The following is a 16,240-nucleotide window of genomic DNA, read 5'->3' as shown; positions in this document are numbered from 1 at the left end:
TGAGAAGCCCATGCGTGTCCTGCTGTTCCTGCTCACCCTGCTGCTGACCCTGCCCGCCGCGGCCGGCCTGTTCGATGCGCCACGGCCAGCGGCTGCGCTGGGCCTGGACGGACAGCGACCCAGTCAGCAGTTCCTGCCGGTGGACCAGGCCTTTCGCCTGGAGCGGCGCCGCGACGCCGAGGGGCGCACGGTGGTGCGCTTCATCATCGCCGACGGCTACTACCTCTATCGCCAGCGTTTCGCCTTCGAGGCCACGCCCGGCCTGCTGACCGGCCCGGTACCGCTGCCCGCCGGCGAGCCCAAGCACGACGAATGGTTCGGCGACGTCCAGGTCTATCACACCGGCATCGACATCCCCCTGCCCCTCGCGCCTGGCCAGGGCGGTCGGATCAAGGTCACCTACCAGGGCTGCGCCGACCGCGGCCTCTGCTATCCGCCGGAAAGCCGTACCCTGGAGTTTGCCGGTCCTGCAGCCGCCGCTACCCTGACCAGCCCCGAGGCGCCGGCCGCCCCAGGTGGGTGGCAGCGAATCCTCCTGGCCTTTCTCGCCGGCCTGGGCCTGACCTTCACCCCCTGCGTGCTGCCGATGCTGCCCATCGTCTCGGCCGTGGTGCTGGCCGGCAAGGCGCGCCCGGGGCGGGGCCTGGTGCTGGCGCTGGCCTATGTGCTGCCCATGGCGCTGAGCTTCGCCGCCCTGGGCGCCCTCATGGGCGTCTTTGGCGCCCGGCTCAATCTGCAGGCGCAACTGCAGTCGGCCTGGGTGCTGATTCCCTTCGCCGGGCTGTTCCTGCTGTTCGCCCTGGCCATGTTCGGCCTCTTCGAGCTGCGCCTGCCGACCGCCCTGCGCGAGCGCCTGGAACGGCTGGCCAGCGGCACCCGCGGTGGTTCCCTGGGCGGCGCGGCGACCCTCGGGGTGCTCTCCAGCCTGATCGTCTCGCCCTGCGTCTCGGCCCCCCTGGCGGGCCTGCTGCTCTACATCAGCAGTACCGCCGACTGGCTCGGCGGTGGTCTGGCGCTGTTTGCCCTGGGCCTGGGCATGGGCACCCCACTGGTCCTGATCGCCGCCGGGGGTGGCGCCCTGCTGCCGCGCAGCGGAGCCTGGCTGGTGGGTATGCGCAACGCCTTCGGCGTGCTGCTGCTGGCGGTGGCGCTCTGGCTGCTCGAACGCCTGCTGCCGGGGCCCCTGGTCCTGGCCGGCTGGGGTCTGCTGGCCGCCGGTAGCGGCCTGTTCCTCGGCGCCCTGGAATTCCAGCCCAAATCATCCCGCCAGCGACTGCTGCAACTCGCCGGGCTGGCCCTGCTGCTGTACGGCGCGGCCGCGGGCCTCGGTGCCTTGCGCGGCGCCAGCGATCCCCTGCGACCGCTGGGGGCGCAGGCGATTCCGGCGCCGGTGGCAGGCGAGCAGGGCCTGCGCACCCTGAGCGATCCGGCCGCCCTCGCCGCGACCCTGGGCAGGGGCCGGCCGGTCCTGGTGGACGTCTATGCCGACTGGTGCATCAGCTGCAAGCTGATCGAACGCCAGGTGTTCGGCAATCCCGAGGTCCAGGCGCAGTTGCGCGACTTCACGGTGATCCGCTTCGATCTGACGGCAAGCGATCAGGAACAGCGGCAATGGCTCGATCGGCAGGGCCTGTTCGGCCCGCCGGCGATCCTGTTCTATGATGGCAAGGGCCAGGAGCAGCCAGCGGGCCGCATCGTCGGGGAAATCGACGCGCCGGACTTTCTCGCCCGGTTGGCCGAGGTGAAAAGGCTCCTCACCAGCGATTAAAAGAAATTTCGCCCAACGTGCGGGCATTTCCGGCAAACGTCTAGCGACTGGACAGTCACCTCAGGTTGCGGCATAGTCCGCGGCCAATCTGGTGCCGAAAACGCGAGGCAAGTGGCTATGGCGCAACTGCTGGTACTGCACGGACCCAACCTGAATCTGTTGGGAACCCGCGAGCCGGGCGTGTACGGTGCCATCACCCTGGCCGAGATCGATGCCGACCTCGAAGCCCGGGCCAGCGCGGCCGGTCACCAGCTGCAGCATTTGCAAAGCAACGCCGAACACCAGTTGATCGAGCGCATCCATGCCGCGCGCGACGAAGGGGTGGATTTCATCCTGATCAATCCGGCTGCCTTCACCCATACCAGCGTCGCCCTACGTGACGCCTTGCTCGCGGTGAGCATCCCATTCATCGAAGTGCACCTGTCGAACGTGCACAAGCGCGAAGCCTTCCGCCACCACTCCTATTTTTCCGATGTGGCGGTCGGTGTGATCTGCGGGCTCGGCGCCAGTGGCTATCGCCTGGCGCTGGAAGCCGCCTGCGAACAGCTCGCCGCCCGCGGCTGAGCGCGACCCAATATCCAGAACATCACCTGAACCCGAGGGGAGAGCCAACGCCAATGGACATCCGTAAAGTCAAGAAACTGATCGAGTTGCTGGAAGAGTCCGGTATCGACGAGCTGGAAATCCGCGAAGGCGAAGAGTCCGTCCGCATCAGCCGCAACACCGGCCGTGGCCAGGGCCTGCAGACCGTCTACGCCGCTGCGCCCGCCCCGGTCGCCGCCCCGGCTCCGGCTGCCGCCCCGGCCGCCGCCGAAGCCGCCGCGCCGCAACTGACCGGTAACGTGGCGCGCTCGCCCATGGTCGGCACCTTCTACCGTGCCTCCTCGCCCACCACCCCGGCCTTCGTCGAAGTCGGCCAGCAGGTGAAAAAAGGCGACATCCTGTGCATCGTCGAAGCCATGAAGATGATGAACCACATCGAAGCCGAAGCCAGCGGCACCATCGGCCAGGTGCTGGTCGAGAACGGTCAGCCCGTCGAATTCGACCAGCCGCTGTTCACCATTGTCTAAGCCCGTGGAGCCCACGATGCTGGAAAAAGTCCTGATCGCCAACCGCGGGGAAATTGCCCTGCGCGTGGTGCGTGCCTGCAAGGAGCTGGGCATCAAGACGGTGGCGGTTCATTCCACCGCCGACCGCGAACTGATGCATCTGTCCCTCGCCGACGAATCGGTGTGCATCGGCCCGGCCCCCTCGCCCCTGTCCTACCTGAACATCCCGGCTATCATCAGTGCCGCGGAAGTCACCGGCGCCACCGCCATCCACCCCGGCTACGGCTTCCTCGCCGAGAACGCCGACTTCGCCGAGCAGGTGGAGCAGTCCGGTTTCGCCTTCGTCGGCCCCACCGCCGACGTGATTCGCCTGATGGGCGACAAGGTATCCGCCAAGAACGCCATGAAGCAGGCCGGCGTACCCACCGTCCCGGGTTCCGACGGCGCCCTGCCGGATGACGAGGCCGAGTGCCTGCGCATCGGCCGCGAAGTCGGCTACCCGGTGATCATCAAGGCCGCCGGTGGCGGTGGTGGTCGCGGCATGCGCGTGGTCGAGGACGAGGCCGAGCTGATCAAGTCGATCAAGCTGACCCAGACCGAAGCCGGCGCCGCCTTCGGCAACTCCATGGTCTACATGGAGAAGTTCCTCGGCAATCCGCGTCACGTGGAAGTCCAGGTGCTCTCCGATGGCCAGGGCAACGCCGTGCACCTCTACGACCGCGACTGCTCGCTGCAGCGTCGCCACCAGAAGGTCATCGAGGAGGCGCCTGCGCCCCAGATCGACGAGAAGGCCCGCGAAGAAGTCCTGGCGCGCTGCGTCAAGGCCTGCATCGACATCGGCTACCGTGGCGCCGGCACCTTCGAGTTCCTCTACGAAGACGGCCGCTTCTACTTCATCGAGATGAACACCCGCGTACAGGTGGAGCATCCGGTGACCGAGATGATCACTGGCGTCGACATCGTCAAGGAGATGCTCAGCATCGCCGCGGGCAACCCGCTGTCGATCAAGCAGGAAGACATCAAGATCACCGGCCACGCCATCGAGTGCCGGATCAACGCCGAAGATCCCAAGACCTTCATGCCCTCCCCGGGCCTGGTCAAGCACTACCATGCGCCGGGTGGCAACGGCGTGCGGGTGGATTCGCACCTGTACAGCGGCTACAAGGTTCCGCCGAACTACGATTCGCTGATCGCCAAGCTGATCACCTGGGGCAAGACCCGCGACGAGGCCATGGCCCGGATGCGCAATGCCCTGGACGAGCTGATCGTCGACGGCATCAAGACCAACGCCGATCTGCATCGGATGCTGACCCGCGACCAGGCCTTCGGCCAGGGTGCGGTGAACATCCATTACCTGGAGAAGAAGCTCGGCATGCGCCACTGAGTGCATGACGAGCTCTGCTTCAGCGAACGGGCTGCCCTCGGGCAGCCCGTTTTCATTTACCCTCCCCGCTTTGACCCGATTCAGGTAGCCCACCATGTCCTGGCTGCAAGTCCGCCTCGCCCTCACGCCCGCCCAAGCGGAAACCTACGAAGACCTCATGCTCGAACTGGGCGCCGTCTCGGTGACCTTCATGGACGCCGAGGACCAGCCGATCTTCGAGCCGGACCTGGGCACCACCCCGCTCTGGTCCCAGACCCACCTGCTGGCGCTGTTCGAAGGCGACACCGATGCCGCTGCGCTGGAGCAACGGGTGCAGCTGCTGGCCAACGGCCTGACCTACGAGGTGGAGCGCCTGGAAGACCAGGAGTGGGAGCGCAGCTGGATGGACAACTTCCAGCCCATGCGCTTCGGTAAGCGGCTGTGGATCGTGCCCAGCTGGCACGAGGCACCGGAGCCGGACGCGGTCAACCTGCTGCTGGATCCGGGCCTGGCCTTCGGCACCGGCACCCACCCCACCACCTCGCTGTGCCTGCAGTGGCTGGATGGCGAACCGGTCGCGGGCCTGCAGGTGCTGGACTTCGGCTGCGGCTCGGGCATCCTCGCCATCGGCGCCCTGCTGCTGGGCGCCGAGCGCGCGGTGGGTACCGACATCGACGTCCAGGCGCTGGAAGCCTCGCGGGAGAACGCCAACCGCAATGGCCTCGACCCGGCGCGCTTTCCGCTGTTCCTGCCCGCCGACCTGCCGGCGGAGCCGGCCGACGTGGTGGTCGCCAACATCCTCGCCGGTCCGCTGGTCGGCCTGGCCGAGCAGATCACCCGCCTGACCCGCATCGGCGGACGCTTGGCCCTCTCCGGCATCCTCGCCGAGCAGGCCGAGGACGTGCGCGCCGCCTATGCCGGCTGCTTCGACCTGGAACCCACCGCCACCCTGGACGGCTGGGTACGCATCAGCGGGACCCGTCGTCGCTGATCGACCAAGGCGCCGCCGGTCCGCTCACCCGGCGGCCCGGTGTAAGCCCTTCTTTCGCCAGGGCCTTCGGGTACACTAGCGCGCTTCACTCCCTGGCTGTCGCCTCGCCATGACCGAATCCCTAGTCGCCCAGTGTCCGCATTGCCATACCCGCTTCCGCGTCACCCAGGAACACCTGGCCGCCGCGGACGGCGACGTACGCTGTGGCGTCTGCCTGGAAGTGTTCAACGCCAGCAACCAGGCCGCGCCCCTGACGGCGCCGGAACCCGTGCCCGTGCCACCCGCGCCGGTGGCCGAGCCGGCGACGACGCCCAGCGAAGCGGCCTGGCCCCATGACGAACTGGACCTGAGCCACCTGGAGCTGGACGCCGAGGTTGCCCGCCTGGGCGCCCTGGAAGAACAACGCCGCGCGCCGGTCGCGCCGGCAGCCCCTCCCGCAGGAGCAACGCCACCTGCCGTGGCCGCGCCGCGGGAAGAACCGGCACCGGCCCAGGGCCTGGCCGCCCATCGCCCCCGGGACGACGAAGACGCCTTCGAACTGCCGTCGCTCGGCGCCGCCTCCAGCGCGCACGAACCCGAGCCGGAGCCCCTGCGCCTCCAGGCCGAGCCCGAGCTGGCGTTCGAGCCGGAGCCGGAGTGGCAGCCGGAACCCGAGCCGCTGCCCCTGCCCGCCCCCGAGCCGGAACCTGAGCCCGAGCCCGAACTCGAGCCCGACGTGGCACCGGAACCCGAACCAGCCATCGACCCCTTGCCGGCAGCGGCGCCCCTGGCGGCCACGCGCACCCCGCTGAAGCCCGCCCCGGCACCGCCGCCCGCGCCCCTGACCGTCCCCCCGCGCGAGCGCCAGGAGCCGGCGCTCGGTCACGTCGAAGCCGACGAAGACGAGCGCGCCGAACCCGGCCTGGGCCGCCTCGACGACTGGCAGGAGCCGGTTGCCGAAGCCCTCAGCGCCGATCGCGACAGCGACGACGAGCCGCTGCCGGCCAAGGCCACGAGCGCCCTGCGCAGCGAACCGGAATGGCAGGACGACCCGCTGCTGGACCTGCACGACGACCCCTTGCAACTGGATGGCCGTGACGCGCGTCCGCGCTGGGGCCGGCGTCTGCTGTGGCTGCTGCTGTGCCTGCTAGCCTTGCTCGGACTGGCCGGCCAGTACGTCTACTACCATTTCGACGAGCTGGCGCGGCAGGACAGTTATCGCCCGCTGTTCGTCCAGGCCTGCGCCAGCCTGGGCTGCAAGGTGCCGTCCAAGGTCGATGTCCAGCAGATCCGCAGCAGCAACCTGGTGGTGCGCAGCCACCCCCAGTTCTCCGGGGCCTTGCGCGTCGACGCCATCCTCTATAACCGGGCGCCCTTCTCCCAGCCCTTCCCGCTGCTCGAATTGCGCTTCGCCGACCTCAATGGCCAGCTGCTCGCCAGCCGGCGCTTCAAGCCGGCCGAGTACCTCAACGGCGAACTCAAGGGCCAGGACGAGATGCCGCCGCAGACGCCGATCCACATCGCACTGGACATTCTCGACCCCGGTCCGCGGGCGGTGAACTACAGCCTGAGCTTCTTCTCACCGGAGTGAGCCCGGGGTGAATTGCTCATAAACTAGCCAACTCGCGCTTTATCCCGACGCGGCGAGCGGGTATCATTCCCAACCCTTTTCAAGCACAGCAGCCCCTGTCCGCGGCCGGTTCCCGGCGCAGGCGGAACAGGCGCCTATTCGCCAGGGAAAAAGATATGTCGATGGTACGCATCGGCCCTTATACCTTGCCCAACCCGCTGATTCTCGCGCCCATGGCCGGGGTCACCGACCTGCCCTTCCGCCGCCTGTGCCTCGCACTCGGCGCGGGCATGGCCGTGTCGGAAATGGTGACCAGCGACGTGCGTCTCTACGACAGCCGCAAGTCGCGGCTGCGCCTGATCCACGCCAGCGAGCAGGAACCGCGCTCGGTGCAGATCGCTGGCGGCGACCCGGTGATGCTGGCCGAAGCCGCCCGGCGCAACGTCGAACTGGGTGCCCAGATCATCGACATCAACATGGGCTGCCCGGCGAAGAAGGTCTGCAACAAGGCCGCCGGCTCGGCGCTGATGAAGGACGAGGCCCTGGTGGCCGAGATCCTCGCCGCCGTGGTGGCCGCGGTGGACGTGCCCGTGACCCTGAAGATCCGCACCGGCTGGGATACCGCCAACCGCAACGGCCTGCGCATCGCGCAACTGGCCGAAGCCGCCGGCATCCAGGCGCTGGCCGTGCATGGCCGCACCCGCGACGACCGTTTCCTGGGAGCCGCCGAATACGACACCATCGCCGCCATCAAGCAGGCGGTCGGCATCCCGGTGTTCGCCAATGGCGACATCGACAGCCCGGAAAAGGCCCGCGCGGTGCTCGAGCACACCGGCTGCGATGGCCTGCTGATCGGCCGTGCCGCCCAGGGGCGGCCCTGGATCTTCCGCGAGATCGGCCACTACCTGGCGACCGGCGAACACCTGCCGCCCCCCAGCGACGCCGAGGTGGAGGCCATCCTGCTGGCGCACCTGGACGCCCTGCATGCCTTCTACGGCGTGGAGATGGGCGTGCGGATCGCCCGCAAGCACGTCGGCTGGTACCTCGCCGATCGCCCGGGGGCGACGGAATCCCGCGCCCAGTTCAATCGGCTGCAAGACCCTCAAGCCCAGCACGCCAGCATCCGTGCCTTCTTCGCACAGCCCCCGACCGGGAAGCAGGTGGCATGAATTCGATGACCGAGACCTCTTTGACTGGAACAGCGCCCGTGAGCGACAACGGCGACCTCAAGCAGCACCTGACCGCCCCCCTGCAGGAGGGCCAGACGCTGCGCGACAGCGTGGAAAAGGCGCTGCGCAACTACTTCGCCCATCTCGATGGGCAGCCGGTGACCGACGTCTACAACATGGTGCTCTGCGAAGTGGAAGCACCGCTGCTCGAAAGCGTGATGAATTACGTCAAGGGCAACCAGACCAAGGCGTCGGAGATGCTCGGGCTCAACCGCGGCACCCTGCGCAAGAAGCTCAAGCAATACGACCTGCTCTGATCCGCCTCCGCATCGGTGGGCCAGGGGCTCGACCGGCGACCTCTCTTCTCCTGATGGACATGACCATGACCGACCAGACCTCTCGCCTCCCCGTCCGCCGTGCGCTGATCAGCGTGTCCGACAAGACGGGCGTCGTCGACTTCGCCCGTGAACTCGCGGCCATCGGCGTGGAAATCCTGTCCACCGGCGGCACCTACAAGCTGCTGCGCGACGAAGGCATCCCGGCGGTCGAGGTCGCCGACTACACCGGCTTCCCGGAAATGATGGACGGCCGCGTCAAGACCCTGCATCCCAAGATCCACGGTGGCATCCTCGGCCGTCGCGGCGTCGACCACGAGGTGATGAGCGAGCACGGCATTCGTCCCATCGACCTGGTCGCGGTCAACCTCTACCCCTTCGCCGCCACCGTGGCCAAGCCCGGTTGCAGCTTGGCCGACGCCATCGAGAACATCGACATCGGCGGCCCGACCATGGTCCGCAGCGCCGCCAAGAACCACAAGGACGTCGCCATCGTGGTCAACGCCAGCGACTACGCGTCCATCATCGACGACCTCAAGGCCGGCGGCCTGACCTACGCCCAGCGTTTCGACCTGGCGCTCAAGGCCTTCGAGCACACCGCCGCCTACGACGGCATGATCGCCAACTACCTGGGCAGCATCGACCAGCAGGCCGAGACCCTGTCCACCGAAGGCCGCGCCGCCTTCCCGCGCACCTTCAGCGCCCAGTTCATCAAGGCGCAGGACATGAGATACGGCGAGAACCCGCACCAGCAGGCGGCCTTCTACGTCGAGCACGCCAGCGAAGCCTGCGTGGCCACCGCCACCCAGCTGCAGGGCAAGGAACTGTCCTTCAACAACGTCGCCGACACCGATGCCGCCCTGGAAACCGTGAAGGGCTACGAAGAGCCGGCCTGCGTCATCGTCAAGCACGCCAACCCCTGTGGCGTCGCCGTCGCCCAGGACATCCGCCAGGCCTACGAGCTGGCCTATGCCACCGACAGCGAGTCGGCCTTCGGCGGCATCATCGCCTTCAACCGCGAACTGGACGCCGAGACCGCCCGCGCCATCGTCGAGCGCCAGTTCGTCGAGGTGATCATCGCCCCGCGCGTCAGCGCCGAGGCCCGCGAGGTGGTCGCGGCCAAGGCCAACGTCCGCCTGCTGGAGTGCGGCGAGTGGCCCGCCGAGCGCAAGCCCGGCCTGGACCTCAAGCGCGTCAACGGCGGCCTGCTGGTGCAGAGCCGCGACATCGCCATGATCACCGCCGCCGACCTCAAGGTGGTGACCCAACGCGCGCCCAGCGAGCAGGAGCTGCAGGACCTGATCTTCGCCTGGAAGGTGGCCAAGTTTGTCAAGTCCAACGCCATCGTCTACGCCAAGGGCCAGCAGACCGTGGGCATCGGCGCCGGCCAGATGAGCCGCGTCAACTCGGCGCGCATCGCCGCCATCAAGGCCGAGCACGCCGGCCTCGCCGTGGCCGGCGCGGTCATGGCCTCGGACGCCTTCTTCCCCTTCCGCGACGGCATCGACAACGCCGCGACCAGCGGCATCACCGCGGTGATCCAGCCGGGCGGCTCCATGCGCGACGCCGAGGTCATCGCCGCCGCCGACGAAGCGGGCATCGCCATGGTCTTCACCGGCATGCGCCACTTCCGCCACTAAGGCCCGCCACGACGGGGGCCCTTCGCCCTCGTCGTCGATTCCACAGTCAAGGGCGGATGGCCACCCGCGGTCCGCCCAGAGGAAAGCTTCATGAACGTACTCATCATTGGTAGCGGCGGTCGCGAACACGCCCTGGCCTGGAAGGTCGCCCAGGACACCCGCGTCACCAAGGTCTATGTCGCCCCCGGCAACGCCGGCACCGCCACCGAGGCCAAGTGCGAGAACGTCGCCCTCGACGTCCTGGCCCTGGAGCAACTGGCCGATTTCGCCGCCGCCAATGTCGAGCTGACCATCGTCGGCCCCGAGGCGCCGCTGGTGGCCGGGGTGGTCGACCTGTTCCGTAGCCGTGGCCTGCCCTGCTTCGGCCCCACCGCCGGCGCGGCGCAGCTGGAAGGCTCCAAGGCCTTCACCAAGGATTTCCTGGCGCGCCACCAGATCCCCACCGCCGCCTACGCCAACTTCACCGAGGTGGAACCGGCCCTGGCCTACCTGCGCGAGCAGGGTGCCCCCATCGTCATCAAGGCCGACGGCCTGGCCGCCGGCAAGGGCGTGATCGTCGCCATGACCCTGGCCGAAGCCGAGGACGCGGTGCGTGACATGCTCTCCGGCAATGCCTTCGGCGATGCCGGTGCGCGGGTGGTGATCGAGGAATTCCTCGACGGCGAGGAAGCCAGCTTCATCGTCATGGTCGATGGCAAGAATGTGCTGCCGATGGCCACCAGCCAGGACCACAAGCGCGTCGGCGACGGCGACAGCGGCCCCAACACCGGCGGCATGGGTGCCTACTCCCCCGCCCCGGTGGTGACCGCCGCAGTCCACGAGCGGGTCATGCGCGAGATCATCGAGCCCACCGTGGCCGGCATGGCCAGCGAAGGCAACGTCTACACCGGCTTCCTCTATGCCGGCCTGATGATCGACCAGAGCGGCGCGCCCAAGGTCATCGAATTCAACTGCCGCTTCGGCGATCCCGAGACCCAGCCGGTGATGCTGCGCCTGCAGTCCAGCCTGGTATTGCTGGTGGAAGCCGCCCTGGCCGAGGCCCTCGACAAGATCGAAGCCTGCTGGGATCCACGCCCTAGCCTGGGCATCGTCCTGGCGGCCGGTGGCTACCCGGGCGACTACGCCAAGGGGGACGCCATCGCCGGCCTCGACGCCGCGGCGACGCTGCCGGGCAAGGTATTCCACGCCGGTACCACGCTGCGCGACGGTCAGGTGGTTACCGCCGGTGGTCGGGTTCTGTGCGCCACGGCACTGGGCGATACGGTATCCGCTGCTCAGCAGAACGCCTACGCCCTGGCTCAGGCGATTTCCTGGGATGGCTGTTTCTACCGCAGTGATATCGGCTACCGTGCCATCGCCCGCGAGCGACAGTGACGCTCACCAGAGATCGGCTCGCCACACTGTTACGTCAACAGACGTGACGAGCTGATCTATACTCGACATCCGTAACCGCGAAGGGAACTCTCGTGCACCGGCTCTGGATCGCCATAGGCTTTGTGGTCAGCTGGCTACTGTTGCTGCTAGCGGCCAATTCCGTGCAGGCCGAGAGTTCGTCGGAAGCCGGCTGGGCGCAATACGAGGATGCCTCGGGAGACTTTCGCCTCGACGACGTGCGCGACCGCCTGTCCGCCTTCAAGCCGCTGACCGTCGCCAAGACCCATCGCCCCGCCGGTCCCGGGGCGCTCTGGTTACATACCCGCATCCAGCCCGATACCCAGCAACGCCTGCTGCGCATCGTCTCGCCCAACGTGGGCTATCTGGACTTCTTCGCCTACCGTGATGACCAGTTGCTCAGCGAGATCCGCGACGGCCTGTCCCGGCCGCTGCTCAATCCGCAACAGATCAGCCGCGACTTCGTCTTTCCCATCCCGGCCAGCGACCAACCCCTAGACGTGTTCCTGAGGTTCGAATCGACGCAGCCGATGCGGATCTCCCTGACCCTCAGCAGCAGCGCCGAAGCCGAGGTCACCCACCGCCTGGTGCTGTTCGGCGTACTGCTCGGCTGCCTGGCCATGCTGGCGCTGTACAACGGCGTCCAGCTGCTTTACCACCGCAGCCGCGCCACCAGCGCCCTCACCCTGCTGCTGGTGATGCTGGTCTGCGTGGCCCTGAATCTGTTCGGCCTGAGCAAGTTCCTGCTCGGCGCCTACAAGGGCCAGGCGCCGTTGCTGACCGACCTGTCCGTGCTGGCCTGCGGCGCGGCCGGCCTGAACCTGATCGGCGCCTTCTTCGGCTGGCGCCGCCTGCCGTTCTGGAGTCGGCGGCTGATCAGGGCTTTGCTGATCCTGGCGGGCGCGGCCGCCGTGGGCCGCATCGCCGCCGGCGAGGTCTATGTCGGCGACTGGCTGATGGCGACCAACGGCCTGGTCCTGCTCGGCTGCCTGGGCATCAGCCTCGAACGCTGGCACCAGGGCGCCCGCTATGCGCGCCTGCTGGTGGTGAGCTGCGTCCTGCTGGCGCTGGCCGGACTGCTCGCGCTGCCGATCCTGGCCGGCTACGCCAACGCCCCCATCTGGCTGGGCCGTGCCCTGATCGCCAGCTGCATGTTCAGCGGCATCCTGCTCACCCTGGCGCTGGAAGAACGCCGTCGCTACCTGCGCGAAGAGCATTTCACCCGCACCCGGGATCGCGCCGCCAACCACGCCGAGCTCAAGGGCAAGGCCGAATTCCTCTCGCGCATCAGCCACGAGATCCGCACGCCCATGAACGGCGTGCTGGGGATGACCGAGCTGCTGCAGGGCACGGCGCTATCGGCCAAGCAGCGCGACTACGTGCAGACCATCCACAGCGCCGGTGCCGAACTGCTCAATCTGATCAACGAGATCATCGATATCACCCGCCTGGAAAGCGGCCAGATCGAATTGGAAGAGGTCACCTTCGATCTCAATGCGCTGCTCGACGACTGCCTGGACATCTTCCGTCCCCGTGCCGAAGAACACCGGGTCGAGTTGCTCAGCTTCATCCAGCCTCAGGTTCCCCGCCGGTTCATCGGCGATCCCACGCGCCTGCGCCAGATCCTGCTGAACCTGCTGGAAAATGCCTTCCAGCGCACCGAAGAGGGCGAGATCCTGTTGGTGATCTCCCTGGAGGAGGCCGTCGGCCAGGCGCCCCGGCTGCGCATCTCGGTGCAGGACAGCGGCATTCCGCTGGACGCGACCCTGAGTCGCCAGCTGCTGTCCGCCCATCTCGACAGCCGCGACTTCCTCACCGGCGATACCGCCAGCCTGGATTTCGGCCTGGTCATCGCGCGTCAGCTGGTGTTGCTGATGCAGGGCGAGTTCGGCATCCAGAACAATGCCGAGGGCGGCTCCAGCTTCTGGATCAGTCTGCCGATCCCGGCCCAGGCGCTGGTGCTCTCCCGCGGCGACAGCGACTATCCGCTGCAGGACGTGCGGGTGCTGGTGGTCGATGACAACGAACTCTGCCGCAAGGTGCTGCAGCAGCAATGCAGCGCCTGGGGCATGCAGGCGGTCACCGCCGCCTCCGGGCGCGAGGCCCTGGCGCTGCTGCGCACCCAGTCGCACCTGCGGGAATACTTCGACGTGGTGCTGCTCGACCAGCAGATGCCGGGCATGACCGGCATGCAGCTGGCCGCGCGCATCAACGAGGACGAGAATCTCAACCACGATCTGCTGCTGATCATGCTCACCGGGCTGAGCAACGCGCCGAGCAAGGTCATTGCCCGCAACGCCGGCATCAAGAGGGTACTGGCCAAGCCGGTGGCCGGCTATACCCTGAGAGCCACCCTGGCCGACGAGCTGTCCCGCCGTGGCCAGCGGCTGAGCGAGCCCGAGCCCCAGGAGCAGCCGAGCGGCATTCCCGGTGACTTCCGCGTCCTGGTGGCCGAGGACAACAGCATCTCGGTCAAGGTGATCCGCGGCATGCTGAAGAAACTCGGCGTCGAACCCGACACCGTGAGCAACGGCCTGGAGGCCTTCGAGAAACTCCAGCAGAACACCTACGACCTCATCCTGATGGACTGCGAGATGCCACTGCTGGACGGCTTCGGCGCGACTCGTCGGCTACGTGCCTGGGAGCAGCAGAACCACAGGTCGCGCACCCCGGTGGTGGCCCTTACCGCCCATATCCTCGCCGAGCACAAGGACCGCGCCCAAGAGGCCGGCATGGACGGCCACATGGGCAAGCCCATCGAACTCTCCCAATTGCGCGAGCTGCTGCTCTACTGGGCCGAGCGGCGCCGGCTGGACGTGAGCGGCGCGGGCCTCAAGGCGACTCCTTGAACCTGTCCTTGACGTAGGTGATCTCGGTCTTGCCGTGCGGCACCGGATTGCCTTCCTCGTCCAGGTTGACGAAGACGATCTTGTCGATGGTGAGGATGCTCTTGCGGGTGATCTTGTTGCGCACCTCGCATCTGAGGGTGATGGAAGTGCGGCCGAATTCGGTGGCGGTGATGCCCAGTTCGATGATGTCGCCCTGGCGCGAGGCGCTGATGAAGTTGATCTCCGAGATGTACTTGGTCACCACCTTGGGATTTTCCAGCTGGACGATGGCGTAGATCGCCGCCTCCTCGTCGATCCACTTCAGCAGGCTGCCACCGAACAGGGTGCCGTTGGCATTGAGGTCCTCGGGTTTCACCCACTTGCGGGTATGGAAGTTCATCAAGGCTCCTTGAATTTCTCGGGGGTTGCGACATCAGATCAGGGTGCGCGCGGGAGATTCCGGTGGACATGAGGCAGAGCGCCACCCTTTGGGTTTATCGCGATCCTCGTTATACTGCCCGCGCATCGCGGCCACCAGGCCGCCCCGCCTTCCGTTCGAGGGGCGCTGCAGCACGCTGGGTCATCCCATCCTAGCCGACCCGCCGCTGGCGCGGGAATCTCGGCGGGCATGACGCCAGACGTTGTCAGGCTCGAACGGAGCGTTATCAGAACGCATCAACGGCGCCCATTCGCACCTAACGAATGGAGACTCTTCAATGAGCGCTGTCCTCACGCCTTCCGCTTTCAACGATTTCAAGGTCGCCGACATCTCCCTGGCCGACTGGGGTCGTCGCGAAGTCATCATCGCCGAATCGGAAATGCCCGCCCTGATGGGCCTGCGGCGCAAGTATGCCGGCGAGCAACCCCTGGCTGGCGCCAAGATCCTCGGCTGCATCCACATGACCATCCAGACCGCCGTGCTCATCGAGACCCTGGTCGCCCTGGGCGCCGAAGTGCGCTGGTCCAGCTGCAACATCTTCTCCACCCAGGACCAGGCCGCTGCCGCCATCGCCGCCGCCGGCATCCCGGTGTTCGCCTGGAAGGGCGAGACCGAGGCCGAGTACGAGTGGTGCATCGAGCAGACCATCCTCAAGGACGGCCAGCCCTGGGACGCCAACATGGTGCTGGACGACGGCGGTGACCTGACCCAGATCCTGCACGACAAGTACCCCCAGGTGCTGGAGCGCGTGCACGGCATCACCGAGGAGACCACCACCGGCGTGCACCGCCTGCTGGACATGCTCAAGGACGGCACCCTCAAGGTCCCGGCGATTAACGTCAACGACTCGGTCACCAAGAGCAAGAACGACAACAAGTACGGTTGCCGCCACAGCCTCAACGACGCCATCAAGCGCGCCACCGACCACCTGCTCTCCGGCAAGCAGGCGCTGGTGATCGGCTACGGCGACGTGGGCAAGGGCTCGGCCGCCTCGCTGCGCCAGGAAGGCATGATCGTCAAGGTCGCGGAAGTCGACCCGATCTGCGCCATGCAGGCCTGCATGGACGGCTACGAGCTGGTCTCGCCCTATGTCGACGGCCTCAATGACGGCACCGAAGCCTCGGTGGATCGCGCCCTGCTGGGCAAGATCGACCTGATCGTCACCACCACCGGCAACGTCAACGTCTGCGACGCCAACATGCTCAAGGCGCTGAAGAAGCGCGCCCTGGTGTGCAACATCGGTCACTTCGACAACGAGATCGACACCGCCTTCATGCGCAAGCACTGGGGCTGGGAAGAGGTGAAGCCGCAGGTGCACAAGATCCACCGCACCGGCCTGACCGTCGATCCGGCCAACGACGACTACCTGATCCTGCTGGCCGAAGGCCGCCTGGTGAACCTAGGCAACGCCACCGGCCACCCCAGCCGCATCATGGACGGCTCCTTCGCCAACCAGGTGCTGGCGCAGATCCACCTGTACCAGGAGAAGTTCGCCGATCTGCCGGTCGCCGAGAAGACCGCCAACGTCACCGTCATGGTCCTGCCGAAGAAGCTCGACGAAGAAGTGGCGCTGGAAATGGTGAAAGGCTTCGGTGGCGTGGTGACCCGCCTGACCGAGGCCCAGGCCAAGTACATCGGCGTGACCCAGGAAGGCCCCTTCAAGCCCGACAGCTACCGCTACTGATGGCCAGCCCCGCCCGCGAGGGCGGGGCTGCTG

13 protein-coding genes and 1 riboswitch are annotated in these 16,240 nt (G+C 67.3%); of the genes, 12 read left to right on the top strand and 1 reads right to left on the bottom strand.

The window, feature by feature from the left end:
• Nucleotides 1–10 precede the first annotated feature (10 nt).
• From dsbD to FSV73_RS10510, 11 genes are all read left to right on the top strand, one after another.
• Nucleotides 11–1,768, top strand: coding sequence for a protein-disulfide reductase DsbD (gene dsbD, locus FSV73_RS10560; RefSeq protein ID WP_145007503.1), 1,758 nt, complete (start codon nucleotides 11–13; stop codon nucleotides 1,766–1,768).
• A 117-nt stretch (nucleotides 1,769–1,885) separates the two neighbouring features.
• Nucleotides 1,886–2,332, top strand: coding sequence for a type II 3-dehydroquinate dehydratase (gene aroQ, locus FSV73_RS10555; RefSeq protein ID WP_145007500.1), 447 nt, complete (start codon nucleotides 1,886–1,888; stop codon nucleotides 2,330–2,332).
• 53 nt (nucleotides 2,333–2,385) lie between these two features.
• A complete protein-coding gene (gene accB / locus FSV73_RS10550) occupies nucleotides 2,386–2,838 on the top strand; it encodes an acetyl-CoA carboxylase biotin carboxyl carrier protein (protein ID WP_145007498.1) in 453 nt (150 codons plus the stop codon).
• A gap of 16 nt (nucleotides 2,839–2,854) precedes the next feature.
• Entirely contained in the window at nucleotides 2,855–4,201 is a 1,347-nt protein-coding gene (gene accC, locus FSV73_RS10545; protein ID WP_145007496.1) for an acetyl-CoA carboxylase biotin carboxylase subunit, read from the top strand.
• Nucleotides 4,202–4,295: 94 nt separating this feature from the next.
• Complete coding sequence (prmA, locus tag FSV73_RS10540) at nucleotides 4,296–5,171, top strand: 50S ribosomal protein L11 methyltransferase (RefSeq protein WP_145007494.1); 876 nt, start codon at nucleotides 4,296–4,298, stop codon at nucleotides 5,169–5,171.
• Between the two features lie 109 nt (nucleotides 5,172–5,280).
• Nucleotides 5,281–6,741 (top strand): DUF3426 domain-containing protein, encoded by a 1,461-nt coding sequence (locus FSV73_RS10535; RefSeq protein ID WP_145007492.1) that lies wholly within the window; start codon nucleotides 5,281–5,283, stop codon nucleotides 6,739–6,741.
• 155 nt (nucleotides 6,742–6,896) lie between these two features.
• Nucleotides 6,897–7,889 carry a tRNA dihydrouridine synthase DusB gene (dusB, locus tag FSV73_RS10530; protein WP_145007490.1) on the top strand — a complete coding sequence of 331 codons (993 nt, stop codon included), beginning with the start codon at nucleotides 6,897–6,899 and terminating at the stop codon, nucleotides 7,887–7,889.
• Nucleotides 7,886–8,206 (top strand): DNA-binding transcriptional regulator Fis, encoded by a 321-nt coding sequence (gene fis / locus FSV73_RS10525; RefSeq protein ID WP_145007488.1) that lies wholly within the window; start codon nucleotides 7,886–7,888, stop codon nucleotides 8,204–8,206. The genes dusB and fis overlap by 4 nt, the downstream gene beginning before the upstream one ends.
• A gap of 65 nt (nucleotides 8,207–8,271) precedes the next feature.
• Nucleotides 8,272–9,864 carry a bifunctional phosphoribosylaminoimidazolecarboxamide formyltransferase/IMP cyclohydrolase gene (purH, locus tag FSV73_RS10520; protein ID WP_145007486.1) on the top strand — a complete coding sequence of 531 codons (1,593 nt, stop codon included), beginning with the start codon at nucleotides 8,272–8,274 and terminating at the stop codon, nucleotides 9,862–9,864.
• 90 nt (nucleotides 9,865–9,954) lie between these two features.
• The gene (purD, locus tag FSV73_RS10515) at nucleotides 9,955–11,238 is read left to right on the top strand and encodes a phosphoribosylamine--glycine ligase (RefSeq protein ID WP_145007484.1); all 1,284 of its coding nucleotides are present in this window, start codon (nucleotides 9,955–9,957) and stop codon (nucleotides 11,236–11,238) included.
• Between the two features lie 92 nt (nucleotides 11,239–11,330).
• Complete coding sequence (locus FSV73_RS10510; RefSeq protein ID WP_145007482.1) at nucleotides 11,331–14,105, top strand: response regulator; 2,775 nt, start codon at nucleotides 11,331–11,333, stop codon at nucleotides 14,103–14,105.
• Here the strand turns inward: FSV73_RS10510 and FSV73_RS10505 are convergent.
• Nucleotides 14,089–14,484, bottom strand: coding sequence for an acyl-CoA thioesterase (locus FSV73_RS10505; protein ID WP_007161577.1), 396 nt, complete (start codon nucleotides 14,482–14,484; stop codon nucleotides 14,089–14,091). The two genes, FSV73_RS10510 and FSV73_RS10505, sit on opposite strands and share 17 nt — an antisense overlap.
• A gap of 151 nt (nucleotides 14,485–14,635) precedes the next feature.
• Nucleotides 14,636–14,778: riboswitch (S-adenosyl-L-homocysteine riboswitch) on the top strand.
• Nucleotides 14,779–14,800: 22 nt separating this feature from the next.
• Here FSV73_RS10505 and ahcY point away from each other — a divergent pair.
• Nucleotides 14,801–16,207, top strand: coding sequence for an adenosylhomocysteinase (gene ahcY / locus FSV73_RS10500; protein ID WP_145007481.1), 1,407 nt, complete (start codon nucleotides 14,801–14,803; stop codon nucleotides 16,205–16,207).
• Nucleotides 16,208–16,240: the final 33 nt, after the last annotated feature.

The organism is Pseudomonas oryzihabitans (assembly GCF_007665395.1).
Taxonomy (GTDB): Bacteria; Pseudomonadota; Gammaproteobacteria; order Pseudomonadales; family Pseudomonadaceae; genus Chryseomonas; species Chryseomonas psychrotolerans_C.
This window is presented reverse-complemented; position numbering and strand designations above follow the sequence as displayed.